The sequence below is a fragment of the Micrococcus sp. KRD096 genome (assembly GCF_017168495.1).
In the GTDB taxonomy this organism is placed as follows: domain Bacteria; phylum Actinomycetota; class Actinomycetes; order Actinomycetales; family Micrococcaceae; genus Micrococcus; species Micrococcus luteus.
On sequence record NZ_JABFAY010000011.1, the window covers coordinates 8,582 to 33,399 of the forward strand.

General features: G+C 73.7%; 23 protein-coding genes. 12 read left to right on the top strand and 11 right to left on the bottom strand.

Annotation, left to right across the window (positions count from 1 at the left end; genetic code table 11):
- Nucleotides 1–1,153: CaiB/BaiF CoA-transferase family protein (locus J1M41_RS04975; protein ID WP_206451287.1), on the top strand; the 1,153-nt coding region annotated here is incomplete at its 5' end.
- Between the two features lie 25 nt (nucleotides 1,154–1,178).
- On the top strand, nucleotides 1,179–2,405 hold the full coding sequence (locus tag J1M41_RS04980; RefSeq protein ID WP_060974275.1) for an acyl-CoA dehydrogenase family protein: 1,227 nt from the start codon (nucleotides 1,179–1,181) through the stop codon (nucleotides 2,403–2,405).
- A 15-nt stretch (nucleotides 2,406–2,420) separates the two neighbouring features.
- Here the strand turns inward: J1M41_RS04980 and rimK are convergent, their stop codons facing one another.
- Nucleotides 2,421–3,656: a 30S ribosomal protein S6--L-glutamate ligase gene (gene rimK / locus J1M41_RS04985; RefSeq protein WP_206451288.1), complete on the bottom strand. Its 1,236-nt coding sequence runs from the start codon at nucleotides 3,654–3,656 to the stop codon at nucleotides 2,421–2,423.
- Between the two features lie 27 nt (nucleotides 3,657–3,683).
- Here rimK and J1M41_RS04990 point away from each other — a divergent pair, with 27 nt between their 5' ends.
- The 3 genes from J1M41_RS04990 (at nucleotide 3,684) to J1M41_RS05000 (ending at nucleotide 6,285) form a co-directional block, all read left to right on the top strand.
- On the top strand, nucleotides 3,684–4,214 hold the full coding sequence (locus J1M41_RS04990) for an ATP-dependent zinc protease (protein ID WP_002857781.1): 531 nt from the start codon (nucleotides 3,684–3,686) through the stop codon (nucleotides 4,212–4,214).
- Nucleotides 4,211–5,326 carry a succinylglutamate desuccinylase/aspartoacylase family protein gene (locus J1M41_RS04995; RefSeq protein WP_206451289.1) on the top strand — a complete coding sequence of 372 codons (1,116 nt, stop codon included), beginning with the start codon at nucleotides 4,211–4,213 and terminating at the stop codon, nucleotides 5,324–5,326. Before J1M41_RS04990 ends, J1M41_RS04995 begins: the two co-directional genes overlap by 4 nt.
- A 215-nt stretch (nucleotides 5,327–5,541) precedes the next feature.
- Entirely contained in the window at nucleotides 5,542–6,285 is a 744-nt protein-coding gene (locus J1M41_RS05000) for an MBL fold metallo-hydrolase (RefSeq protein ID WP_036314391.1), read from the top strand.
- Between the two features lie 14 nt (nucleotides 6,286–6,299).
- On the opposite strand, the gene J1M41_RS05005 is transcribed toward J1M41_RS05000, so the two are convergent.
- From J1M41_RS05005 to rpsF, 5 genes are all read right to left on the bottom strand, one after another.
- Nucleotides 6,300–7,532, bottom strand: a complete 1,233-nt coding sequence (locus J1M41_RS05005; RefSeq protein WP_115165606.1) for an MFS transporter — start codon at nucleotides 7,530–7,532, stop codon at nucleotides 6,300–6,302.
- Between the two features lie 94 nt (nucleotides 7,533–7,626).
- On the bottom strand, nucleotides 7,627–8,088 hold the full coding sequence (gene rplI, locus J1M41_RS05010; RefSeq protein ID WP_002857787.1) for a 50S ribosomal protein L9: 462 nt from the start codon (nucleotides 8,086–8,088) through the stop codon (nucleotides 7,627–7,629).
- Nucleotides 8,089–8,116: 28 nt separating this feature from the next.
- A complete protein-coding gene (gene rpsR, locus J1M41_RS05015) occupies nucleotides 8,117–8,356 on the bottom strand; it encodes a 30S ribosomal protein S18 (RefSeq protein ID WP_002857788.1) in 240 nt (79 codons plus the stop codon).
- A gap of 230 nt (nucleotides 8,357–8,586) precedes the next feature.
- The gene (locus J1M41_RS05020; RefSeq protein WP_115165605.1) at nucleotides 8,587–9,189 is read right to left on the bottom strand and encodes a single-stranded DNA-binding protein; all 603 of its coding nucleotides are present in this window, start codon (nucleotides 9,187–9,189) and stop codon (nucleotides 8,587–8,589) included.
- Between the two features lie 132 nt (nucleotides 9,190–9,321).
- Nucleotides 9,322–9,627 (bottom strand): 30S ribosomal protein S6, encoded by a 306-nt coding sequence (rpsF, locus tag J1M41_RS05025; RefSeq protein ID WP_002857790.1) that lies wholly within the window; start codon nucleotides 9,625–9,627, stop codon nucleotides 9,322–9,324.
- Nucleotides 9,628–9,970: 343 nt separating this feature from the next.
- Between rpsF and J1M41_RS05030 the strand changes: the two genes are divergently transcribed.
- Nucleotides 9,971–10,549, top strand: coding sequence for a hypothetical protein (locus J1M41_RS05030; RefSeq protein ID WP_129867167.1), 579 nt, complete (start codon nucleotides 9,971–9,973; stop codon nucleotides 10,547–10,549).
- 64 nt (nucleotides 10,550–10,613) lie between these two features.
- On the opposite strand, the gene J1M41_RS05035 is transcribed toward J1M41_RS05030, so the two are convergent.
- Nucleotides 10,614–12,101, bottom strand: a complete 1,488-nt coding sequence (locus J1M41_RS05035; protein WP_206451290.1) for a M18 family aminopeptidase — start codon at nucleotides 12,099–12,101, stop codon at nucleotides 10,614–10,616.
- A 106-nt stretch (nucleotides 12,102–12,207) separates the two neighbouring features.
- On the opposite strand from J1M41_RS05035, the gene J1M41_RS05040 reads away from it, so the two are divergent.
- On the top strand, nucleotides 12,208–12,546 hold the full coding sequence (locus J1M41_RS05040) for a hypothetical protein (protein WP_241247757.1): 339 nt from the start codon (nucleotides 12,208–12,210) through the stop codon (nucleotides 12,544–12,546).
- On the opposite strand, the gene J1M41_RS05045 is transcribed toward J1M41_RS05040, so the two are convergent.
- Nucleotides 12,537–14,060 (bottom strand): glycosyltransferase family 87 protein, encoded by a 1,524-nt coding sequence (locus tag J1M41_RS05045; protein WP_206451291.1) that lies wholly within the window; start codon nucleotides 14,058–14,060, stop codon nucleotides 12,537–12,539. The genes J1M41_RS05040 and J1M41_RS05045 overlap by 10 nt on opposite strands.
- 169 nt (nucleotides 14,061–14,229) lie before the next feature.
- Between J1M41_RS05045 and J1M41_RS05050 the strand changes: the two genes are divergently transcribed.
- Entirely contained in the window at nucleotides 14,230–15,315 is a 1,086-nt protein-coding gene (locus tag J1M41_RS05050) for an inositol-3-phosphate synthase (protein WP_206451292.1), read from the top strand.
- 106 nt (nucleotides 15,316–15,421) lie between these two features.
- Here J1M41_RS05050 and J1M41_RS12030 read toward each other — a convergent pair whose 3' ends face one another.
- From J1M41_RS12030 to J1M41_RS05070, 3 genes are all read right to left on the bottom strand, one after another.
- Nucleotides 15,422–17,560 carry an acyltransferase family protein gene (locus J1M41_RS12030; protein ID WP_342214070.1) on the bottom strand — a complete coding sequence of 713 codons (2,139 nt, stop codon included), beginning with the start codon at nucleotides 17,558–17,560 and terminating at the stop codon, nucleotides 15,422–15,424.
- Nucleotides 17,561–17,703: 143 nt separating this feature from the next.
- Nucleotides 17,704–18,003, bottom strand: a complete 300-nt coding sequence (locus J1M41_RS05065) for a Rho termination factor N-terminal domain-containing protein (RefSeq protein ID WP_070708933.1) — start codon at nucleotides 18,001–18,003, stop codon at nucleotides 17,704–17,706.
- A 52-nt stretch (nucleotides 18,004–18,055) separates the two neighbouring features.
- Entirely contained in the window at nucleotides 18,056–19,507 is a 1,452-nt protein-coding gene (locus tag J1M41_RS05070; protein WP_049158932.1) for a CCA tRNA nucleotidyltransferase, read from the bottom strand.
- A 168-nt stretch (nucleotides 19,508–19,675) separates the two neighbouring features.
- On the opposite strand from J1M41_RS05070, the gene J1M41_RS05075 reads away from it, so the two are divergent.
- The 4 genes from J1M41_RS05075 to J1M41_RS05090 all read left to right on the top strand — a co-directional run.
- Entirely contained in the window at nucleotides 19,676–20,683 is a 1,008-nt protein-coding gene (locus tag J1M41_RS05075) for an IS481 family transposase (protein ID WP_206451294.1), read from the top strand.
- A gap of 10 nt (nucleotides 20,684–20,693) precedes the next feature.
- Nucleotides 20,694–21,305, top strand: a complete 612-nt coding sequence (locus tag J1M41_RS05080) for an NUDIX hydrolase (RefSeq protein ID WP_061867467.1) — start codon at nucleotides 20,694–20,696, stop codon at nucleotides 21,303–21,305.
- Between the two features lie 66 nt (nucleotides 21,306–21,371).
- Nucleotides 21,372–23,108 (top strand): murein biosynthesis integral membrane protein MurJ, encoded by a 1,737-nt coding sequence (murJ, locus tag J1M41_RS05085; protein WP_342214071.1) that lies wholly within the window; start codon nucleotides 21,372–21,374, stop codon nucleotides 23,106–23,108.
- Between the two features lie 65 nt (nucleotides 23,109–23,173).
- Nucleotides 23,174–24,818, top strand: a 1,645-nt coding sequence (locus tag J1M41_RS05090; protein ID WP_206451295.1) for a hypothetical protein, incomplete at its 3' end; no start/stop codon positions are given.

The following is a 24,818-nucleotide window of genomic DNA, read 5'->3' on the forward strand; positions in this document are numbered from 1 at the left end:
CTCCCCGGCCTCGCTCCCCCTCGACGGCGTCCTCGTCGCCGACTTCTCCCGCGTCCTCGCCGGCCCGCTCGCCACCATGACGCTGGCGGACCTCGGGGCGCGCGTCATCAAGGTGGAGCACCCCGAGCGCGGCGACGACACCCGCGGCTGGGCCCCGCCCCGCTCGGCGACGGGCGCCACCTACTTCGAGTCCGTGAACCGCAACAAGGAGTCGGTCGGCTGGGACCTGAAGGACCCCGAGGACCAGCGGCGGGCCGCCGCCCTGGCCGCCCGGGCCGACGTCGTGGTCCACAACCTCAAGCCCGGCACCATGGAGCGCCTCGGCCTGGGCTACGACGACGTCGCGCGGGAGAACCCGTCCGTGGTCTACGCCGCCGTCTCCGGCTTCGGCGACCGCGAGGGCCGGGACCTGCCCGGCTACGACTTCATCGTCCAGGCCGCGGGCGGGCTCATGAGCATCACCGGCGAACCGGACGCCCCGATGAAGGCGGGTGTCGCCCTGGTGGACGTGCTCACGGCCAAGGACCTCACCGCCGGCGTGCTCGCCGCCCTGCTGCGCCGCGAGCGCACCGGGGAGGGCGCGCACCTGCGGCTGAACCTGCTCTCCTCGCTGCAGGGGGCGCTCGCCAACCAGGGCCAGGCCTGGCTCGGCGCCGGCGTCGTCCCGCGGCGGATGGGCAACGACCACCCCTCGATCGCCCCCTACCAGCTGCTGGCGTGCCGGGACGCGCCGCTCGCCGTCGCCATCGGCAACGACGCGCAGTTCCGCACCTTCGCCGCGGCCCTCGGCGTCCCCGAGCTCACCGAGGACCCGCGCTTCACCACGAACACGGACCGCGTCGAGCACCGCGAGGAGCTGCGCACCGCCCTGGAGGACGCGCTCTCGGCCGAGACGGCGGCCCACTGGCGGGACGTGCTGCAGGCCGAGCGGCTCCCGGTCGGCCTCGTGTCCACCGTCGCCGAGGGCGTCGAGCTGGCCGAGTCCCTCGGCCTCGAGCCGACCGTCGAGGTCCAGGACCGCTCCGGCGCCCCCGCCGGCCGGCAGTTCCGCCACCCGGTGCAGTGGGACCCGCCCGTGGCGCACCCGCACCAGGCGCCGCCCGCGCTCGGTGCGGACACGGCGGCCGTCAACACCTGGCTCGACGCCCGCTGACCACCCCGCAGAGAGGACCCCCGCCATGACCACCCCGTTCCACGCCGAAGCCGACTCGTTCCTCGGCCGCGCCGACGTCGTCGGCCTGGACTCCCTGTTCTCCGCCGAGGAGAAGGCCGTCGCGCTGCAGGTGCGCGGCTTCGTGGACGAGCACATCCGCCCGCACATCGCCCGCTGGTACGACGACGCGGTGTTCCCGCGCGAGATCGTCCCCGAGCTGGGTCGCCTCGGCGTGCTCGGCATGCCCTACGAGGGCCACGGCATGCCCGGTCGCTCGGCGGTGGAGTACGGCCTCGCCGCCCAGGAGCTCGAGGCCGGCGACTCCGGCCTGCGCACCTTCGTCTCGGTGCAGGGCTCGCTCGCGATGGGCGCGATCCACAAGCACGGCTCCGAGGAGCAGAAGGCGCAGTGGCTGCCGCGCATGACCACCGGCGAGGCGGTCGGCTGCTTCGGCCTCACCGAGCCGGGCGCCGGCTCGGACCCGGCCTCCATGACGACGACGGCCCGCCAGGAGCCCGGCGGCGACTGGGTGCTCGACGGGGTCAAGCGGTGGATCGGGCTGGCCACCCTGGCCGACGTCGCGATCATCTGGGCGCAGACCGGCGAGCCCGGCGACGGGCGCGGGGTGCGCGGCTTCGTGGTCCCCACGGACACCCCCGGCTTCCGTGCCGAGGCGATCACCCAGAAGCTGTCCATGCGGGCCTCGGTGCAGTGCGAGATCCACCTCGACGGCGTGCGCCTGCCCGCCTCCGCGATGCTGCCGGCCGACTCCGCCGTCGGGCTCAAGGGCCCCTTCCAGTGCCTCAACGAGGCCCGCTACGGGATCATCTGGGGCGCGATGGGCGCCGCCCGCGACTCCTTCGACGCCGTCCTCGACTACGCGATGCAGCGGCAGCAATTCGGGGTGCCGCTGGCCTCCCACCAGCTGACGCAGGCCAAGCTCGCGGACATGGCCGTGGCCATCGGCAAGGGCTACCTGCTGGCGCACCAGATCGGCCGCGCCAAGGACGCCGGCCCGCTCACCCCCGCCATGATCTCGGCGGGCAAGCTGGACAACTGCCGCGTGGCCATCGGCATCGCCCGGGAGGCCCGCGAGATGCTCGGCGGCAACGGCATCACCCTGGAGCACTCGCCGCTGCGGCACGCGAACAACCTCGAGTCCGTGCGCACCTACGAGGGCACGGACGAGGTCCACCAGCTCACGCTCGGCCGGCACCTCACGGGCATCGGCGCGTTCGCCCCGGCCCGCTGAGCCCCGCGCCCGGGCTCAGGCGTCGTCGGCGGGCACCTCGGGCGCCGGGACCTCCTCGGCGACGGACGCGAGGATCGGGGTGGCCGGCAGCTTCCGCACGCGCTTGGGGCGGCGGGCGCGGGCGGGGATGAGGGCGCGCATGTTCTCGGTCTTGCCGAAGCAGAGCAGCCGGTCGCCCTCCTCGAGGACCTTGGTGTCCGCGGGGTTGGGGAACACGCAGGTGCCGCGGTGCAGGGTGAGCACCTGCAGGTCCTTCGCGAGCAGCCCGGAGTCCTCGATGGACTGGCCCACCCAGCCGGAGCCGGCGTGCACGGTGATCTCACCGACCCCGTACCCGGTCGACACGGCCAGGCGCTGGCGCACGTCGATGTCGGGGAAGCCGGCCTGGTCCGCCACGTAGTCGATGATCGCGCCGGCCACGTCCAGGTCCGTGGCGGCCTCGATGCCCTGCAGCCCCGGCGAGGAGTTCACCTCCATGACCAGCGGACCGTGCTCGCCCTCGAGCATGTCCACCCCGGCCACGCGCAGGCCCATGATGTGGGCGGCGCGCACGGCGGTCTCGGCGTACTCGGGCGAGAGCTCGACGCGCTCCACGGTGCCGCCGCGGTGCACGTTGGAGCGGAACTCGTCCCCCTGGGCCCGGCGGCGCATCGCGGCCACCACGCGGTCCCCCACCACGAGTGCGCGGATGTCCGTGCCCTTGGACTCCTCCACGAACCGCTGGATGAGCACCTGCTGGTTGGTGCCGTGCAGCGTCTCGATGATCGCCTCGGCCACCTTCTTGGTCGGCGCCAGGATCACGCCGATGCCCTGGGTGCCCTCGAGCAGCTTGATCACCACGGGCGCCCCGCCCACCATGTCGATCGCCGTGGAGACCTCGCCGCGGTTGCGCACGAACACGGTGGCGGGCATGTCGATCTCGTGGCGGGAGAGGATCTGGGTGGCCCGCAGCTTGTCCCGCGAGTTCATGATCCCGGCGGCCGTGTTGGGCGTGTAGACGTCCATCTGCTCGAACTGGCGCACCACGGCGGTGCCGAAGTAGGTCACCGAGTTGCCGATGCGCGGCAGCACGGCGTCGTAGCCGGAGAGGGGGCGGCCGCGGAACATCAGATCGGGCTCGTCCGAGCTGAGGTCGATGCCGAAGCGCAGGGTGTCCAGGACCTTCACCTGGTGGCCGCGCTCGAGCGCCGCGGTCTTGAGGCGCTGCGTCGAGTAGGCGCGCAGGGAACGGGAGAGGATGGCGAGCTTCATGACCGCTTTCCTGGGAGGATGAGGGGCGTGTCTGAATCTAAGCACACGGCCCCGGCCCCCCACGGCGTGCCCCCCACCGACGACGGCGCCGCTCGCCCGGGGCTGGTGGGCTGGCGCGAATGGGTCGGCCTGCCCACCGCCCACACCCCCTGGATCAAGGCCAAGATCGACACCGGCGCCCGCACCTCGGCGCTCCACGCCTTCGGCATCGAGCGGTTCACCCGCGACGGCGCCGCGTGGGTCCGGTTCGAGGTGCACCCGTGGCAGACCTCGGCGGCGGACGCGCGGACGGCCGAGCTGCCGGTGGCCGACCTGCGCACGGTCCGCTCCTCGAACGGCGAGGCGCAGGAGCGCGTCGTCGTCGTGATGCCGCTGACCCTGGCCGGCCGCACGATCGAGGCGGAGGTGACCCTGACCCACCGGGACGAGATGGGCTTCCGCATGCTCGTGGGGCGCACCGCGCTGGCCGCCGGCGGCCTCCTCGTGGACCCCGCCGCCTCGTACGTGGGCGGGCAACCGCCGCGCGGCGTGCGCCGCCGGAACCGAGGACGCGCGTGAGCCGTCGCCCCGCCCGCGCCCCCTTCGCGTTCGGCGGGGTCGAGGTGCCGGCCGGCCGCCGCCACGAGCTGTCCCTGCCGATCTCCCAGCTCGTCACCGGCGCGGACGTCACCCTGCCCGTGCACGTGCTGCACGGCCGCGAGGACGGGCCCACCGTGTGGGTCTCCGCCGCGATCCACGGGGACGAGGTGGCCGGCGTCGAGATCGTCCGCCGCGTCCTGGAGCGCCTGCAGCCCACGCAGCTGCGCGGCACCCTGCTGGCCGTGCCCATCGTCAACGTGCTCGGCGTGATGGCCGGGGACCGCTACCTGCCGGACCGCCGCGACCTGAACCGCTCCTTCCCCGGCTCCGCCCGGGGCTCGCTGGCCTCGCGCATCGCGCACCTGATGATGACCGAGGTGATCGGCCGCTGCACCGTGGGCATCGACCTGCACACCGGCGCGGACCGCCGCTCCAACCTGCCGCAGATCCGCTGCGACCTGGAGGACCCCCAGACCCGCGCGCTCGCCGAGGCGTTCGGCGCGCCCGTGCTCTTCCACGCCCGCCTGCGGGACGGCTCCCTGCGCGCCGCGGCCCGCGAGACCGGCGCGCGCGTGCTGCTCTACGAGGCCGGTGAGGCCTGGCGGTTCGACGAGTACGCGATCGCCCCCGGCGTGGACGGGGTCCTGCGCGTGCTCGCGGCCCTGGACATGGTGGATCCCGCCGACGTCGGGCTCACCGAGCCCGGGCCGGACGCCGTCGTCGACGCCCCCGGTCAGCTGCCCGGCGAGGTCCCCGAGGAGCGGACCACGGACGTGCCCGAGGCGACCGACGCCACCGGCGAGGACACCGCCGCCGTCCACCCCGACGTCGTCGACGGCGAGCAGGACGCCCCGTACCTGGTGTGGCACTCCACGTGGGTGCGCGCCCGCGCGGACGGCCTCGTGCACCTGGACGTCTCCCTCGGCGAACGCGTGAGCGCCGGGGACCGCATCGGCGCGCTCTACAACTCGTTCGGCCGCCGCCTCGCGCACGTGAAGGCCGAGCTGACCGGCGTGGTCATCGGCCGCACCGAGGCACCCCTGGTGCACCGCGGCGACGCCCTCGTGCACATCGGGGGATGGGACGCATGAGCACCACCACGACGACGGCGGCCCCCGGCGCGCCCGCGCGCTGACACTGGGGCCGCGGGGCTCACCGGGGCCGCGGGGCGCCGTCGTCGGGCGGCGTGGGAGGCTGAGACCTATCGCGGCCACGCGCGCCGATGCTCCACTGGGGGTCCGAACCGCCCGCCGAGGCCCTCGCCGGGCCGGCGGTGCGACCCGCCCACCGTCCTGGAGGTTCCGTCATGACCGCCCGTCCCGTCGCCCCCGGCATCCACCTCGTGCAGCACGCGAACGTGAACTGCTACCTCATCGAGGACACGGACGGGCTGACCCTCGTGGACGCGGGCCTGCCCGCCGTGTGGCGCCCGCTGGGGCACGCCGTGCGCGCGCTCGGGCGTCGCCCGGAGGACATCAAGGCCCTCGTGCTCACGCACGCGCACTTCGACCACGTCGGTGCCGCGCGTCGCCTCGTGGAGCGGCTGGGGGTCCCGGTGTACGCCCACCGCGCCGAGCACTACCTCGCCGCCCATCCCTACTCCTACGCGCACGAGAACCCGCGCGCGCTCTACCCGCTCCGCCACCCGGCCGCGCTGCCGATCCTGGGCTCGATGGTGGCCGCCGGGGTGTTCACGGTGAAGGGCGTCAGGGCGACGGCCGAGCTCACCCCGGGGGAGACGGTGCCCGTCCCCGGGCGCCCCGTGGTGGTGCCGAGCCCGGGCCACACGCACGGTCACTGCGCCCTGCACCTGCCGGACCGGGACGTCCTCATCTCCGGCGACGCCCTCGTCACCCTGGACCCCTACACCGGTCGCCGCGGCCCGCGCATCATCGCCGGGGCCGCGACCGCCGACAGCGGCCTCGCCCTGCGCTCGCTGGACGCCCTCGCCGCGACGGGAGCCGGCACGGTCCTGCCCGGTCACGGCGAACCGTGGCACAGCGGCGTCGCGAGCGCCGTCGAGGAGGCGCGCCGGCACGGGCCCGCCTGAGCGCGCCGCCCCGCTCAGGCCGGGGACGGGCGCCGGGCGATGGCCCGGCCGCCGTGCACGAGCCGGTAGTAGAGCAGCAGCGCCACCCCGACGCCGCCGGAGAGCAGGTACATCACCGGGATCCCGACGGCGGCCACCACCGCGCCGAGCACCATGGGGCCGAGGCCGGTGCCGAGGTCCAGGAGCAGGAAGAACGTGCCCGTGGCGACGCCGATCTCGGTGGGCCGGACCACCTTGATCGCGATGGTCTGGAACACGCTCACCACGGGCCCGTAGGTCAGCCCCAGCAGGGCGCCGGCCGCGAGCATGCCCGCCGGCTCCCGCCACAGCGCCAGCACCGCGTAGGAGACGGCCATGCCCGCGAGGATCGGGTAGACGACGGCGTTGTCCCCGTGCCGGTCGTGCAGCACGCCCAGGACGGCACGGCCCACGATGGTGCCCGCGGCGAAGAGCAGGAAGAACAGGCTCGGCACCATCGCCGGGTAGCCCTGCTGCTGCGCGAACGTGGCCATGAACGCGAGGATGCCGCCGTACATGAACCCGGAGGCCAGGGCCACGCCCGCCGCCGGCGCCACCTCTGCGGAGAACACGTCCGCCCGGTGCAGCCGGAACCGGCCCGTCAGCGGCGGCTCGGGCACGCGCAGGAACAGGGCGATCAGCAGGGCCATGCCCGTGAAGCCGATGCACGCCCAGAACAGGGCGTCGTAGCCGAGGGCGGTGCTCAGCTGCAGGGCCACCATCGGCCCGACGGCGCCCGCGAGCGTCATGGACGTGGAGAACCAGCCGGTGCCCTCGGAGCGGCGCACCGGCGGGACGATCCGCTGCACGGCCGTGGCCAGCACGGTGCCGGCCGCGCCGAAGCACATGCCGTTGAGCAGCCGCACCGCGGTCAGCGTGGCCAGGGAGTCCGCCCAGAGGTACGCCGCCGTCGTGAGGACGTAGCAGGCCAAGGCGACGAGCAGGACCCGCCGCCGCCCCCACGCGAAGGTGGCGGGCGTCGTCGTCATGCGGGTGAGGACCGCGCCCAGCACGAACGCCCCCACCACGACGCCGGCCTCCGCGTCCGACGCGCCGAAGGACGTGACGGCGTAGAGCGCCATGGCGGTCATGAGCGTGTAGAAGATCATCGCCACGAACAGGTAGGTGGCGCTGACGAGGATGAACGGGCGCGTCCACAGGGGCGGGCGCGGGGCCGCCGTCGAGCCGGCGGGGTCGGAGGGCGGTGGGGCGGAGGGCATGATCTCCATGTTCCCCCACGGCACGAGGCCCCGGCCCGCTCGTGAAGAGCGGACCGGGGCCTCGGGTGCGCGTTGCGGGCGCGACGGGCTCAGAAGCGGTTGATCACTTCTTGGCCTTGGCGGCCACGACCTGCAGCTGGACGGTCGCGATGACGTCCTCGTGCAGGCGGACCTGGGCCTCGTGGTTGCCCACGGACTTGATGTGCGCCGGCAGGGTGATCGAGCGCTTGTCCACGGAGCCGAGGCCGGCGGCCTCGATCGCCTCGGCGACGTCGGCGGTCTGGACGGCGCCGAACAGGCGACCCTCCGCACCGGCGGTGCGCTCGAGCTTCACGGTGGCGGACTGGAGCTGCGCGGCCTGGGCCTGCGCGTCCTCCAGGTTCGCCACGGCGCGGGCCGCGCGGGCCTTCTGCAGGGACTCGACCTGCTTCTCCCCGCCCTTGGTCCACACGGTGGCGAAACCGCGCGGGAGCAGGTAGTTGCGGGCGTACCCGTTCTTGACCTCGACCACGTCACCGGAGGTGCCGAGACCGGCCACTTCCTGGGTCAGGATGAGCTTTGCCATCTGGGTGTTCCTTCCTTCGCTCGCTCGATCAGCCGCGGCCGGCGCCGGCGTAGGGCAGCAGGGCCACCTCGCGGGCGTTCTTGACGGCCTGGGCGATCTTGCGCTGCTCCTGGACGGTCACGCCGGTCACGCGACGGGCACGGATCTTCCCGCGGTCGGAGATGAACTTGCGCAGCAGGGCCACGTCCTTGTAGTCGATCTCGGTGATCTTGGCGGCCTTGAGCGGGTTGGACTTCGGTTTGGGCTTGCGGAGTTCAGCCTTCGCCATCGTGGTGCTCCTTCAGAGTTCTCTGGAGCCCGCAGAACGGTTCTGCGGGATGGGATCACGCGGCGTCCCGTGCCGGGCACGGGGCCGTGTGCAGTGCGGCCCGGCGGTGCCGGGTCGCGAGGGGGATGGGCCGCCGGGGCGGCCCTCCGGGCGAGGTGCGCCCGGACGGAGAGGTCCGTGGTGTTCCGTGTCCGTCGCGGCCGTGGGGGCCGCGCCCGGTCAGTGCAGGATCAGAACGGGGGCTCGTTGGAGGACGGGGTGTCCCATCCGCCGCCACCGCCGCCGCCGGACCAGGGGTCCTGCGGTGCGGCCTGGCCGCCGCCCTGCTGCTGGCCGCCCCAGCCGCCGCCCTGCTGGGCGCCGCCGAAGCCGCCGTCGTTGTTCCCCCCGAAGCCGCCGCCGGCCGGGGCGCCGCCGAAGCCGCCCCCCTGCTGGCCGCCGCCGAAGCCACCGCCGCCGCCACCGCCGCGCTGGGCGCGGGTGACCTTGGCCGTGGCGAACCGCAGCGCCGGGCCGACCTCGTCCACGTCCAGCTCCCAGCTGGTGCGACGGTTGCCGTCCCGGTCGTCGTAGGAGCGCGCCCTGAGGCGGCCCTGCACGATCACGCGCATGCCCTTGGTCAGCGACTCCGCCACGTTCTCCGCGGCCTCGCGCCAGACCGAGCAGCGCAGGAACAGCGCTTCGCCGTCCTTCCACTCGTTGGTCTGGCGGTCGAACGTGCGGGGCGTGGACGCGACGGTGAAGTTCGCGACGGCCGCGCCGTTCGGGGTGAAGCGCAGCTCCGGGTCGGCGGTGAGGTTGCCGACCACGGTGATGACGGTCTCGCCTGCCATGGTCACTCCTGTCTTCGGGGGTTCTGCCGGTCAGTGACCGGATCCGGGGATCCGGGACTGCTCAGCGGGGTTCCGGTGGGGGCGTCGGGGACTGATCCGATGCTCTCAGACCCTCCGGACACGGTACGAGGATCACTCAGCGGTGATCTTCTGCTCCTCCGGACGGATGATCTTGGTGCGCAGGATCGTCTCGTTGAGGTTCAGCAGACGGTCCAGCTCCTGGGTGGCGGCCGGCTCCGACTGGAAGTTGACGACCACGTAGATGGCCTCGGACTTCTTCTGGATCTCGTAGGCGGTCTTGCGGCGACCCCACACGTCGATGTTGTCGACGGTGCCGCCGGCGTTCGTGACGACCTCGAGGTACTTCTTCAGGGTCGGCTCCACGGTGCGCTCGTCGACCTCAGGGTCGATCAGCACCATCAGCTCATAAGCACGCATGCGAACCCACCTCCTCTGGGCTTGCGGCCGCGGTCTCTCCGCGGCAGGAGGTTCTGCGTTCTCCCCTTACGCATGCATCCGCACTCTTCGGCGGCACGCAGGGGATCCCGTCAAGAATACCAGCACTGCGCCTCCGCAGATGAGGTGCCACCCCTAGGGGGCCGTGGGGTGGCCGGGGCTTGCCCTCGGTCGACGACGACGTACCTTGGAAGGAGGACACACATCCTGTGTCACACCCCTCTCACGTTTCGGAGCATCCATGTCAGAGTCCACGTCGGCAGCGCCCCAGCCGTCCCAGTCCGTCCCCTCCCGCCGCCGAGTCGCCAGCAGCCTCGCGTGGGCGGTGCCGACCGTCGTCGCCGCCGCCGCTGCCCCCGCCGAGGCGGCCAGCCCTCTCCCGCGGATCGACCGCGTGTTCAGTATCCGCCGCGCCACCACAGCAGCCGTACCCGGCGCGTCGGTGTCGGCCTGCGGCTCGGGTTCGACCCGCTTGAGCGTCACCACGGACGACGTCAATACCTACTACCGGATCGCCAATGTGCGCACCGGCTCCACGGTGACGGATGTGACCGCCTCCGTCCTGGTGCAGAAGGACATGGTGGATGCGATGGAGACTGGGAAGAACCCCACCACCTTCACCTGGACGAGCAGCGCTACACCGTCCTGGAGCACCCCCGTCCGTGAGGTCTCCGGGACCGGCAGTCCGGTCCTGTACACCAACAATGGAATCCAGTACTACCGCTACGTCAGCAAGCTCTCCACCCCGGTACCCGCCCCCGTCTCAGGCACCATCACCCTGCCGATCATCGGGTGGTACAGCAACTGCAGCACGACCCTCGCCGGCGTGTCGGTCAACGGCCGCGGCAGTGCCGTCGTGAACGGCACGCCCTTGGTCAATGTCGGCACCTACCGACAGCTGTGACCCCAGGCTCCGCCGGCTGACGCAGCCCCGCGCACGCCGCTCGCGGCGCCCCCCATGCCGCGCCTCACACCCCGCGGAAGAACTCCCGCACGGCCGCCGCCAGGTGCTCCACGTCCCGCACGCCGCACATCTCGCGCGCCGAGTGCATGGACAGCAGGCCCAGGCCCACGTCCACGGTCCGGATGCCCAGGCGGGTCGCCGAGATCGGGCCGATGGTGGAGCCGCAGGGGACGTCGTTGTTCGAGACGAACTCCTGGAACGGCACCCCCGCCACGCCGCACCAGCGGGCGAACGCGGCTTCTCCCCCCGCGTCGGTGGCGTAGCGCTGGTTGGCGTTGATCTTCAGCAGCGGGCCGTGGTTCACGCGCGGGTGGTTCACGGGATCGTGCCGCTCGGCGTAGTTCGGGTGCACCAGGTGGCCGGCGTCCGCGGACAGCAGCCAGGACCCCGCGATCGCCCGCGCTCGGCCCTGCCCGGCCACGCCGAGCGCCTCGAGCACGCGCCCCATGACCTCCTCGAGCAGCGGCCCGGCCGCCCCGGACCGCGACGCCGACCCCAGCTCCTCGTGGTCGAACGCGGCGAGCAGCGGGATCACCGGGGCGCCGGCCGCCTCACCGGCCACCCCGCCCGCGACGGTCCCCTCGTACGCGATCGCCCCCTCGGCGCCACCGTGCTCGCGCGCCAGCTCCTCGAGCGCCACGAGGCCCGCGTGCACCGAGCTCAGGTTGTCCAGCCGGCCCGACGCGAAGAACTCGCCCGCCAGCCCGAAGAGTCCGGGCGCCTGGGCGTCGGCCACCACGACGTCGTGCCCGCGCACCGCGGCCGGGTCCACGCCGGCGGCGGCCGCGAGCGCGGTCAGTACGTCACCGGGCACGCGGGCGGCCAGACCGTCGGCCTCCGCCTCGCCGGCGCCCTCGCCGCGCGGGGCGAGCGCCCCCACGACGGGGTTCGTGTGCCGCTGCCGCTTCAGCGTCAGCCCCTCGTTGACCTCGCGGTCCAGGTGGATGGCCAGCTGCGGGATGCGCCCCACGGGCCCGGTCGCGGCGAGCACCTGCGTGCCGTCGTCGAGGGCGAGACGCCCGGCGAACCGCAGCTCACGGTCCAGCCACGAGTTCAGCAGCGGGCCGCCGTACACCTCGACGCCGGCCTGCACCCAGCCGTCGGCCGTCACGGTGGCCGGGTTCGGCTTGAGCTTGAACCCCGGCGAGTCCGTGTGTGCGCCGAGCACGCGGAACACCGGCACGACGCCGGCGCTCTGCCCCGCCTCGTCCGGCCCGGCCGCGCGCGCCTCAGCACCCTCGTGGCGGCCCAGCGCCCCGGCACCCATCGGCACGATCCAGGCCACCGCCGCGCCGTCGCGCACCACCACGTAGCCGCCCGGGGCCGCCGGGAAGTCGGCCGTCTCATCCAGACGGGTGAAGCCGACGGCCTCCAGGCGGCGTGCGACCTCCTCCGCGGCGTGGTAGCTGGAGGGCGAGGCGGTCACGAACTCGGCCAGGTCCCGCAGGTGGGCGGGCAGCTCGGCGGCGGTGTCACGGGTCACGGGGGTCATGCCCCGACCGTACCGCGCCCCACCATCCGTCCGACTACCCTGGCCCGAAAGCGGCCCCGGCCGCATCGCCCGCCCGTCAGCGCAGGAGGAGCCCGCCGTGGACATCATGATCGCCGTCGCCGTGGGGGTCTTCCTCCTGGTGGCGTGGACCGTGGGCGGCTGGGCCATCGTGCGGATGGGCTTCACCCGGGACGGGGACGCGGCCCGCACCCCCGCCCACGACGCCCACGACGACGGCGCCGCGCGTCCGGCGCACCCCGGCGCGGCCGCGGACCCGGCCACCGACCCCCACGTGATCTGGCGCGAACAGATGAAGGCGGCCACGGCCGCCTCCGGGGCGCAGTGCGTCTGCCCGCCACCCCGCGAGGGCGGCGCCGCCGAGGCGGGGACGAGCACGCCGCCGTCGTCCCCGGACTGCCCGATCCACCGCTGGGACTACGCCTGAACCGCGGCCGGCCGGCCTGAGCGCCCCCGGGCCGGGCCGGCGTACGCGCCGGCGAGCGGGTCGGTGTCCGGGTGGCCGCCGTGGTCGCGCTTCACGAGGTCCTCCGCCGGGTGCAGCATCTCCCACACGACGCGCCCGCACAGCCACAGCACCGCGAGCATGTGGGCGAGGATCGCGGCCACGTAGACGGAGTCGTCCATGGAGTGCTGCGGCGGGGTCTCGGCCACCCCCTTGGCCAGGTACATCCACACGGCGAAGAAGTGCAGCGCCTCCACCGTCTGCCACACCCAGAAGTCCCGCCAGCGCGGCAGGGCGAGCGCCAGGAGCGGGATCAGCCAGACGACGAACTGCGGTGAGTACACCTTGTTGGTGAGCACGAACGCCGCCACCACCAGGAACGTCAGCTGGGCCAGCCGTGGGGTGTGCCGCACCCGCACGCCGAGCACGAAGATCCCGAGGCAGCACACCGCGAAGGTGCCGTAGGCCAGCAGGGTGAGGGAGTCCTCCGGCACGAACGCCCACCCGGCCTGCGCGGCGGTCACGTCCCACGCGTGCCACACGCTGGACAGGCCCGGCCCGCGCTCGCCGGAGAAGGTGAAGAACACGGACCACGCCTGGAAGTTCACCGCCATGAGCGGCACGTTGACCGCCGCCCACGCCGCCACCGTGCCCCCGGCCGCGAGCAGGAACGGCCGCCACCGCCGCGAGCGCACCGCCAGGATCAGCAGCGGCCCCAGGATCAGCAGCGGATACAGCTTCATGGCCGCGCCGAGGCCGAACAGCACCCCCGCCGTCAGGGACCGGCCGCGCGACCACGCGTACATGCCGCACGCCAGCAGGGCCACGGCCCACAGGTCCCAGTTGATGGTGCCGGCCAGCACGATCCCCGGGGCCACGGCCACCATGAGCCCGTCCGTCCACCGACGCCCCGCCATCCGGACGGTCAGCACCGCGACGACGGCCCACAGCACCACCACGAACCCGAGGTTCACGAGCCAGAACACCACCGTGCCCTGCTCCGGCGAGAACGGCAGCGCCTGCGTGATCCAGGCCGCCACCGAGCCCACGACGGACATCAGCACGGGGTACTCGAACGTGGAGCCCGCCCGGAACGGCGCCCACGGGTCCGCCGCGAACCCCCGCCCGCCGTAGAGCGCGGCCCAGTCCGAGTAGCAGCCCGCGTAGTAGACGTCCGGGGCGCCCCAGCCGTGCAGCAGGCACGGCGACTTCTGCAGCACGGTCACGACGGCGGCCAGAGCCACCAGCAGCCCCGTCAGCGCCGCGGGCCCGGCCCAGGAGCCGGTCCCCCGCCCCGGGCCGTTCGCCGCGAGGCCGCCGGCGAGCTGGAAGCGGCCGCCGCGCTCGCCGGGGGCGGGCAGGGTCCCGGACGGTGCGCTGTCAGCGGAACGCCCGGCGGGGGCACCCGGGTCGGCCACGGCGTCGCACGGGGCGCCGTCCGCGGCGTGAGTAGGCGGCTCGCTGGGGGTCGCGGCATGCGCGGGGGCCGGTCTCATGCCCCCATCCTAGGAAGCCGCCCGGACACCGGACGGGCGGGGCCGCCGTCGTCGGTCGTAGACTGGCGGGGTTGATCCCCGGGTGAGCGCCCCGCCGAACGGTGTGGGCCCCCTGCGCGCGCTCCGCGTGCCCGCACCCGTTCCGGACAGTCGAGGAGAGAACCAGACCGTGGCCACCAACCCCATCCGCGTCGCCATCGCCGGCGTGGGCAACTGCGCAACATCCCTCATCCAGGGTGTGGAGTACTACCGCGAGACGAAGGCCACGGACACGGTCCCGGGCCTGATGCACGTGCAGTTCGGCGACTACCACGTGTCGGACCTCGAGTTCGTGGCCGCGTTCGACGTGGACGCGAAGAAGGTCGGCCTGGACCTGTCCGAGGCCATCACCGCCTCCGAGAACAACACCATCAAGATCGCGGACGTGCCCCACGCGGACGTCACCGTCCAGCGCGGCCCCACCCTGGACGGCCTCGGCAAGTACTACGCCGAGACCATCGAGGAGTCGGACGCCGAGCCCGTGGACGTGGCCCAGGCCCTCCGCGACGCGAAGGTGGACGTGCTGGTCTGCTACCTGCCCGTCGGCTCGCAGCGGGCCACCGAGCACTACGCCCAGGCCGCGATCGACGCCGGCGTCGCGTTCGTGAACGCCCTGCCCGTGTTCATCGCCGGCACCCCGGAGTGGGCCGAGAAGTTCACCGCCGCGGGCGTGCCGATCGTGGGCGACGACATCAAGTCCCAGATCGGCGCCACCATCACCCACCGCGTGATGGCCAAGCTGTTCGAGGACCGCGGCGTCACCCTGGACCGCACCTACCAGCTCAACGTGGGCGGCAACATGGACTTCAAGAACATGCTCGAGCGTGAGCGCCTGGAGTCCAAGAAGATCTCCAAGACGCAGGCCGTCACCTCCAACACCTCCGCGCAGCTGGGCGAGAAGGACGTGCACATCGGCCCGTCCGACTACGTGGCCTGGCTCGACGACCGCAAGTGGGCGTTCGTGCGCCTCGAGGGCCGCAACTTCGGCGACGCCCCCGTCTCGCTCGAGTACAAGCTCGAGGTGTGGGACTCCCCCAACTCGGCCGGCGTGATCATCGACGCCGTGCGCGCGGCGAAGATCGCCCTGGACCGCGGCATCGGCGGGCCGATCCTCTCGGCCTCGTCCTACTTCATGAAGTCCCCGCCCGTGCAGCACAACGACGACGCGGCGCACGAGCTCGTGGAGGCCTTCATCCGCGGCGACATCGAGCGCTGACCAGCCCGGTCCCCGCGGACCGCGCACGACGCCGGCCCGTCACCTTCCCCGTGGAGGTGACGGGCCGGCGTCGTCGTGGGGGCGCGTGCCGCCCCGGCCACCGCGCTCAGCGCCGCGCGCCGAGCCGGTCCTCGATGGTGAGCCGGACGAGCTGGGCGTACATGGCCTGGCCGTCGGCGCGGGGGTGCACGCCGTCGGCGGAGAAGTCCGTGACGTGCTGCTTCGCCGCGGCGTCCCAGTCCGCCAGGACGATCCGGTCCGGGTGGGCCTTGGCCTGCGCCTCCATCTGCACCTGCACGTCCGCGATCCAGTCCATCGGGCCGTGCGGCACCACGAGCACGAGCAGCCGGTCCTCGCCGACGGCCGCCAGGATCTTCTCCCAGTCGCCCCGATGGGTGGTGCCGTTGGCGCCCAGGGCCACCACGACGACGTCGCTCAGCTGGCCGTCCGCCTTGAGCTTCTCGAGCTCGTCCGCGGCGTCCCAGATCTGGTAGCCCACCTCCGCCTCGAGCAGCATCCCCGGCAGCTGCTCCAGGAGCGTGGGCGCGGCCGAGAGCGAGACGGAGTCGCCGATCAGGGTGACGTCCGGGCCGAGCTCGGACGGCGGCAGGGCCGCGGTGAGCTGCTCCTTGGAGTACGTGGGGCGCGTGACGGCCGGGTCGCCGAGCCCGAGCCCGGACGGCTCGGCGGACGACCCGGGCGAGGGCGTCGCACCGGCGGAGCCCTCCGCGTCCCCGGGGGCGGCCGAGCCGGGTGCCCCCGAGGCCGATGCCTCGGCCCGCTTCGACTGCTCCGCAGCCCGGGACTCGCGGGCCGCCTGCTGCGCCGCCTCGGCGGCCTTGAGGGACTCCTCCGCCTGGGCGATGTCCTGCTCGAGCTGGGTCTGCGCGGGCGAGTGCACCACGGCGGCCACGGCCGCCGCGGGCACGGCCACGAGCCCCAGCGCCGTGGCGGCGGCCGCGAGCCGGCCGATCGGCCCGGCCCCGCCCGTGAACGCCCGCCGAGCGGCTGCGCCCCAGCGACCGAAGGCACCCGTGAACCCCTCGTGGAGGATGGGCTCCTCGATCAGCCGGGTGCTCAGGTCGGCGATCAGGGCGGTCAGCAGCAGGATCGCGCCGGCGGCCACGGGCTCGACCCACCCGGGGGCGTCCACGGGCACCATCACGCGCATGATCACGAGCAGCGGCCAGTGCCACAGGTACGCGGCGTAGGAGCGGCGCCCCCACCAGCGCAGGAACCCGTTGCCCAGCGCGCGAGAGAGCGAGTCGCGCCGGTCGCCCTGCACCACGTGCCAGACGATGAACGCGACGACGGCGGACAGGCCCGCCAGCACTCCGCGGTACGTGCTCGCGTGGCCGCCGTCGACCAGGGCGAAGCCCGCCGCGAGCACCGCGACGGCGCCCCACGCGACAGCCACCCGCGTGGCCGAGGTCCGCGGCTCGGGGCCGCCGTGCTCGGGCCGGGGCACATGGGCCAGGCCGATCGCCACGCACGCGCCGAACAGCAGGCCGAAGGCGTGGGTGTCCGTGCCGAAGTAGAGGCGGGCCTGCTCGAACCCGTGCCACGAGCCCCAGGCCATCCACGCCGCGGAGGCCACGGCCGCGACCGCGACCGCGAGGATACGACGTCGGTCCGCCACCCGCCCCGAGTTCACCGTGCTGCGCGGCGGCCAGGTGAGCAGGAGCAGCCCCCAGAGGAGCAGGGGCCAGAGGATGTAGAACTGCTCCTCGATCGCCAGGGACCACAGGTGCTCGAACAGAGGCGGCGAAGCGCGGTTGAAGTAGTCCCCGCCCTGCAGGATCATCACCCAGTTGCTGGTGTAGGTCAGGGCGCCGAACCATTGGCGGCCCAGGCCCGCGGGGAACTCGTCCACCGCCAGCCACGCGAGCGCGGTGGTGCCCACGAGCGCCATCAGCATGGCCGGGATGAGTCGTCGGACGCGCTTCATCCAGAAGGTGCCCAGCGCCACGCCCCGGCCCGCGTCCACACCGCGGACCAGGCCGGTGGTGATGAGGAAGCCGGAGAGCACGAAGAACATGTCCACGCCCACGAACCCGCCGCGCAGGAACGTGGGCCAGGCGTGGAAGACGAGCACGGCGAGCACCGCGATCCCCCGCAGCCCGTCGAGGGCGGTCACCCGGCCGGGGCCGCGGCTGACCCGCGTGCCGACCTTGACGGCGGGCACGCCGTCCTGGGGCGACAGGGCATGGCGGGGCACGGGCGCGGTGCGCTGGTCGGAACTCACAGCGGTCGATCATTCCATCCCGACCTGGATGGGCCAAAGCCTCCGGCTATCCCCCCCCGCCCCACCGCGTTGGGGGCGGTTTCCGGCGGTATTCCGCTCCCAAAGCACCGGGTTCCGCCCCGGAAGCGGGGGGCGGGCGCCGGTCAGTGGTCGCGCAGCGCTTCGATGAGCTCGTCCTTGGTCATGGTGGAGCGGCCCTCGATGTCGAGCTCGCGGGCCCGCTTCGCGAGCTCGTCCTTGGTCCAGTCCTCGTAGGAGCCGGCCTCGCCGCCGCGCTCGGCGACCTCGTCCCGGCCGTCCCGGGCGGAGGCGTTGGCGATCCGCGCGGCCTTCTCCTCGCTCGCGCCCTCGCGGCGCAGCGCCTCGTAGACCTCGGGGTCCTTGATGCTGGAGGTGCCGGGGCCCATGGGGGCGCCGTTCTTCTCGGTCTTCTTCTCAGCCATGCGGCCAGTGTGGTCCCGGCCCGACGACGGGTGGAAGGTCCGCCGCGCCGCCTCAGTCCTGCTGGGCCTCCGGCTGCTCGGCCCACCAGCGCCGCAGCTCCGCCTCGGCCTCGGCCGGCTCGTGCGGCCCCTCGTCCAGGCGCCACTCGAGCAGGTGGGTGTACGCCCGCCCCACCACCGGGCCCGGGCGGATCCCCAGCAGCGCCATGATCTGCTGCCCGTCCAGATCCGGCCGCACGGCGGCGAGCTCCTCGGCCTCGGCGATCTCGGCGATGCGCCGCTCGAGGTCGTCGTACGCGTGGGCCAGCCGCTCGGCCTTGCGCCGGTTGCGGGTGGTCACGTCCGAGCGGGTCAGCGCGTGCAGGCGGGGCAGCAGGTCGCCGGCGTCGTGGGCGTACCGGCGGACGGCGGAGTCGGTCCAGCCGGCGTCGCCGTAGCCGTAGAACCGCATGTGCAGCTCCACCAGGCGGGCCACCGCCTTGATCGTGTCGTTGTCGAACTTCAGGGCGCGCAGCCGCTTGCGGACGAGCTTGGCGCCCACGGTCTCGTGGTGCCGGAAGGTGACGGCCCCGCCCTTCTCGAAGCGACGCGTGGCCGGCTTGCCGACGTCGTGCAGCAGCGCCGCCAGGCGCAGCACGGGGTCAGGGGTCGACGGCGCGTACTCGCCCTCCAGCTCCATGGCCTGCTCCAGCACGGTCAGGGAGTGGGCGTAGACGTCCTTGTGGCGGTGGTGCTCGTCCGACTCGAGCTGCAGGGCGGGCAGCTCGGGCAGGACGTGGTCGGCCAGGCCGGTGCGCACGAGCAGGTCGAGGCCGGCGCGCGGGTGCGCACCGCACACGAGCTTGACGAGCTCCTCGCGGACGCGTTCGGCGGAGATGATCGTGATCCGCTCGGCCATCGCGGTCATGGCCTGCTCCACCTCGGGGGCCACGGCGAAGCCGAGCTGGGAGGCGAAGCGGGCGGCGCGCATCATGCGCAGCGGGTCGTCGGAGAAGGAGTCCTCAGGGGTGCCGGGGGTGCGCAGCACGCCGGCGTGCAGGTCCCGCATGCCGCCGAAGGGGTCCACGAGCTCGAGGGCGGGCAGGCGCAGGGCCATGGCGTTGACGGTGAAGTCGCGGCGCAGCAGGTCGTCCTCGAGGCTGTCGCCGAAGGCCACCTGCGGCTTGCGGCTGGCCGGGTCGTACTGCTCGGCCCGGTAGGTGGTGACCTCGAGCTGCCAGCCGGCCTTGCGGAAGCCGATGGTCCCGAACCGCCGCCCCACGTCCCACGTGGCGTCCGCCCAGCCGGCGCCCACGGCCTCGGACGCGTCCGGGTCGGCGTCCGTGGTGAAGTCCAGGTCCGGCGACGGCCGTCCCAGGAAGAGGTCGCGGACCGGGCCGCCCACCAGGGAGAGCTCGTGGCCGGCGGCCTCGAACCTCCGCCCCAGCTCCACGACGACGGCGGGCAGGGTGGCGTCCGCGGGGAAGCCGGGGGGCAGCGCGTGGGTGGCGGTGGTCAGATCCATGATGCCTACAAGGGTGCCAGACGGTCCCGGCACGGGCCCGCGCGGGCCGGGCTAGATGTTGTGGGTCATGAGGTTCTTGGCACGAGGGCCGGGCTGAGATGAGACGAGCGGGCCCCTGCCGCAGGATGGAAGTTCCTCAACAACCCATCCGCTGGAAAGAGCCCGCTCATGACCCACGCTAACGCACCCCTGACCCCCACCGGCCGTCTCAGGATGGTCCACCGCCACCTGCACGACGGCATCCCGCAAGCCCATGTCGCCGCCGAGTTCCGGGTGAGCCGGCCCACGGTGGCCACCTGGGTGGCCCGCTACCGCGCCGAGGGCGAGGCAGGACTGCAAGACCGCTCCTGCCGGCCACGACGCTCTCCCGCCCAGCTCGACCCCGAGGTGGTGGCCCAGATCCAGACCCTGCGTCGCAGGGAGAAGTGGTCGGCCCGCCGGATCCATCACCACCTCGTCTCCGAGGGCCACCGGGTGTGCCTCCGAACGGTGGGCAGGTGGCTGCACCGGCTGGGCATCTCCCGGTTGCCAGACCTCGCGCCCACGGGTGAGGACCTGCGCCAACGACCGCAGAAGATCACCGCCCGCGGCCCGGGGCACATGGTGCACCTGGACGTGAAGAAGATCGGGCGCATCCCTGACGGGGGCGGCTGGCGTGCTCACGGCCGGGACTCCGAGAACGCGCGAGCAGCCAAGCGCGGGCCTGGCCGACGGGTCGGCTACACCTACCTGCACTCGGCGATCGACGGGTTCACCCGCCTGGCCTACACCGAGGCGTTGGAGGATGAGCGGACGGTGACCACGATCGGGTTCTTCTGCCGGGCGCGGGCGTTCTTCGCCGCGCACGGCATCACCGTGGACCGGGTGGTCACGGACAACGGGAACAACTACCGGGCCGTGGACTTCACCGCCAAGGTGGTCTCGCTCGGGGGCCGGCACCACCGGATCCGGCCCTACACGCCCCGCCATAACGGGAAGGTCGAACGCTACAACCGGCTGATGGTCGATGAGGTCCTCTACGCCCGCCCGTACTCCTCAGAGACGGCCCGGCGTGAGGCGTTGGCAGTGTGGGTGAACCACTACAACTACCATCGGCCTCATACCTCCTGCGGGGACGCCCCTCCGGCCTCGTTGGCCCCGGCCCGAGTCAACAACGTCATGACCTCTTACAGCTAGAGTTGACGGCATGACCCGCCCCGATCCCTCCGCGCACCGGGGCGCCCCCCTGCCCTCCGCGCTGGGGGCGTGGCGTCGCCGGCCGCAGCCGCCTCTGCGCCCCGTCACCTCGGCCCCCGCGGGACCCCGTTCCGCCGGTGCCGCCTCCCTGCCCACGGTGGAGGAGGTCTCCGCCGGCGGCGTCATCGTCCGCGAGCATGACGGCGGCCTCGAGGTGGCCGTGATCGCCCGCTACAACCGCGGTGGCCGGCTCGAGTGGTGCCTGCCCAAGGGCCATCCCGAGGGCGAGGAGGACCACCGGCAGGCGGCCGTGCGCGAGGTGGAGGAGGAGACCGGGATCGCCGGCCACATCCTCGAGCCGCTCGGCGCGATCGACTACTGGTTCACGGTCGCCCGGCACCGCGTCCACAAGACCGTGCACCACTTCCTGCTGCGCGCCACGGGCGGCGAGCTGACCACGGAGAACGACCCGGACCACGAGGCCGTGGACGTCGCGTGGGTGCGCCTCGAGGACGTCGCCCGCCGCCTCTCCTTCGCCAACGAGCGCCGGATCGTCGACCTGGCCCGCCAGGTGGTCGACCAGCACTTCCCCCCGGGCGGTGCCCGGGGCCCCCGCCCCTGATCCGCCGGCGTCGCCGACGAGGAGCCGACGACGACGGACCCCGCCCCCGCCACGGATCCGGCCGCCGTGGACCCCGCGGACGAGACCCCCGAGGGCGAGCGCCGCGCCGGCCGGTCCACCGCGATCATGGCCTCCGGCACGCTCCTCTCCCGCGTGCTGGGCCTCGTCCGTGCGACGCTGGTGACGGTGGCGATCGGCCTGTCCGCGGACATGGCCGACATCTTCGAGATCGCCAACTCCCTGCCGAACGTGATCTACCTGCTCCTGGTGGGCGGCGTGTTCAACGTCGTGCTCGTGCCGCAGCTGATCAAGCACGCCCGCGACGCCGACCGGGGCGCGGACTACACCTCCCGCCTGATGACGCTCGGCACGCTCGTGATGCTCGCCGGCACGGTGGTGGTCATGCTGGCGGCGGCCCCGCTCATGACGGCCCTGACCCGCGGCTGGTCGCCGGAGAAGCTCGAGATGGCCACCGTGTTCGCCCTGTGGTGTCTGCCCCAGGTGTTCTTCTACGGCATGTACGCGTTGGTGGGGCAGGTGCTCAACGCCAACGGGCGCTTCGGCGCCTACATGTGGGCGCCGGTGCTGAACAACGTCGTCGCGATCGGCGCGATCGTGCTGTACCTGGGCATGTTCGGGGCGTACCGGGCCGGGGACGACCTCGCCGGGTGGACGAGCGCACAGACGGTCGTGCTGGCCGGCGGCCACACCCTGGGCGTCGTGCTGCAGGCCGTGATCCTCTTCCTGCCGCTGCGCGGGCTCGGCCTGGGTCTGCGCCCGCGGTTCGGCTGGAAGGGCATCGGCCTGCGGGACACCGGCCGGATCGCCGGGTACACCCTGATCACGATGGTCGCCACGAACGTGGTGCTCCTGCTGTGCCAGCGGTACGTCACCTCCGCCACGGAGGCCCGCGACCGCGGCGAGCTGCGCATCCCCGGCACGGAGACCTGGAGCGCCGAGATGGCGCAGGCGGCCATCCCCGGTGTGGCCGCGTACAACATGGCGATGCTGATGGCCGTGCTGCCCCATTCGGTGTTCGTGCTCTCCCTGGCCACCGTGCTCTTCAACCGGTTGGCCCGCGCCATGGGCCGCCAGGACATGTCCGCGGTGCGGCGCACGACGGCGCAGGGTCTGCGCGCGTTCACCGTGCCGCTGATGTTCTGCCTCGCCGGCGTGGTGGTCCTGGCGGGCCCCCTGGGCCGCGTCTTCGGCTCGACGGCCGAGACGGCGATGGTGGCCGGCGTCGCGGTGGGCTCGGTCCTGCTCGCGCTGGCGCTGTCCATCCCGTTCCGCTCGGGCTCCTTCTACCTGCTGCGCGTGTTCTACGCCGCCGAGGACGCCAAGGTGCCGATGGTGGTCCAGGTCAGCGGCTCGCTCCTGATGCTGCTGCTCTCGTGGGCGGGCGCGATGCTGCTGCCGCTGTGGTCCATGGCCCTGTGGGTCGCGGTCGCCTCGTCCGTCTCGTACGTGTACCAGTTCGTCCTGACCCATGTGCTCACCGTGCGCCGGTTCGGGGACTACGGCCTCGCATCCGTGCTGCGTGCCCACGTCCAGACCGGCCTGGCCGCGCTGGCCGCGGCGGCCGCGGGCGTCGTCGTCGTGTGGCTGCTGGGCGGGTACACCGGCGGGTTCGCGTGGAACTCCATCGGGACGGCGCTGCTCACGTGCGCGGTGGCGGCCGTGGCGATGGGTCCGGTGTACCTGATGGTGCTGCGGGCCATGCGGTTCCCCGAGCTGGACGACGCCCTCCGGCCGCTCGTCGCCCGCGTGCCGGCGCTGGGTCGTCTGCTGCGCGTCGGCTGATCTCTGGCCGCGACGGCCACGCCACGTATCATCGGATTCCGACCCCGTCGTCAGGAGAAGAGCCCGTGCCCCAGCCCATCGCCGTCGGCGCCGTCCTGGGCGGCCGCTATCGCATCACCCAGCACGTGGTGACGTCCGCGGACCAGGACATGGTGTTCCTGGGCACGGACCAGGTGCTCAACCGCCGCGTCACCGTGCTCGTGGCCTCACGTGAGAACGCCACGCAGGTGGCCTCGTCCGCGCGGGAGCTGGCCACGGGCGAGCGCACCGACGACGTGCAGGTGCTCGACCTGGGCCTGTCCGAGGGCCGTACGTACCTGATCGCCGGCGGGGACCCCGACCCGGACGTCCTGCTGGGTCTGGCGTACCCGCAGGAGCTGTACGTGGAGCCGTTCCAGACGGACAGCCTCGGCTCCGAGCTGTTCGGCGAGTCGCGGACCGGAGACCCCCACGCCTACGACGACGACGAGGCGTACTACACCGACCTCGACCGCCGGCTCCGCGCGGACGAGGACGAGGCCCAGCGTCGTCCCGGGTTCCTGAACCGCCTCTCCGAGCGCCTCGCCGAGCGGGTTCGTCCCTCCGACGGCACCGCGGCGAAGGCGGCCGCCGGGGCGTCGGCCCTGGCCGCGGCGGACGCCGCCACCCGGAAGCAGCAGGAGGAGCGCGAGCGCGCGGAGCGGGAGGCCGCCGAGCGTGCAGAACGCGAGCGCAAGGAGGCCGAGGAGAAGGCACGCGCCGAACGGGAGGCCGCGGAGCGGGCCGAGCGGGAGCGCAAGGAAGCCGCCGAACGCGCAGAACGCGAACGTCGGGAGGCGGAGGAGCGTGCCGAGGAGGAGCGCCGCGCCGAGGCCGAGCGCACCCGTCGCCAGGCGGAGCAGGAGGCTGAGGAGCGGGCCGCGCGCGAGCGGGAGGCCGAGCAGGCCCGGCTGGCCGCGGAGCGGGAGGAGGCCGAGCGCCGCGAGCTCGAGCGCCGGGCCGAGGCCCGCCGTCGTGCCGAGGAGGAGCGCGCCCGGGAGGCCGAGCGGCGCGAGGCTGAGAAGCGCGCGGCCCAGGAACGCGAGGCCGCGGAGCGCGAAGCTGAGAAGCGCGAGGCCCAGGCGGGCACCGCCGCACTCCCGGCCGTCGCGGCGGGGGCCGCCGCCGCGCAGGCCACCGACGCCGATGCCGACGGGGCCACGCCGCCCACCGAGCCCGTCGAGCCCGTGGCGGCCGAGAAGACCGACGCACCGGAGCCGGCCGCCCCGGACACCGAGGCTATCCCCGTGCGTCGCCAGCGTCCCGTCCCGCGCCGCGTGCTGGAGACCGAGTCCGCGCCGGCGGTCGACGAGAAGTCCCGCGGCACGGCGGCGCCGGTGGCCGCCGGTGCCGCGGCCATGCGCGCTGCGGATGCCGCGACCGCGGGGTCGACGGCCGCCGCCGCGGCTCCGGACGCATCGACCGCCGCGTCCGCCCCGCCGGCCGGGGGCGGCGAGGGCGCCACGGTGGCCGATCCAGGCGATGGGGACAGCCGGAAGAGCGCCGGCCCGCTGGCCCTGCTCCTCGTGCTCGGCCTGCTCGCCGCGCTCGTCGTGGGCGGGGTGCTGCTGGCCCAGAACCTGCGCGGCGGGCCGGCCCCGCAGGCCGCGGCCGCGTCGTCCGAGTCTGCGTCGTCCGAGTCCGCATCGGACACCCCGTCGCCGTCGGAGAGCACCAGCCCCTCCCCCACCC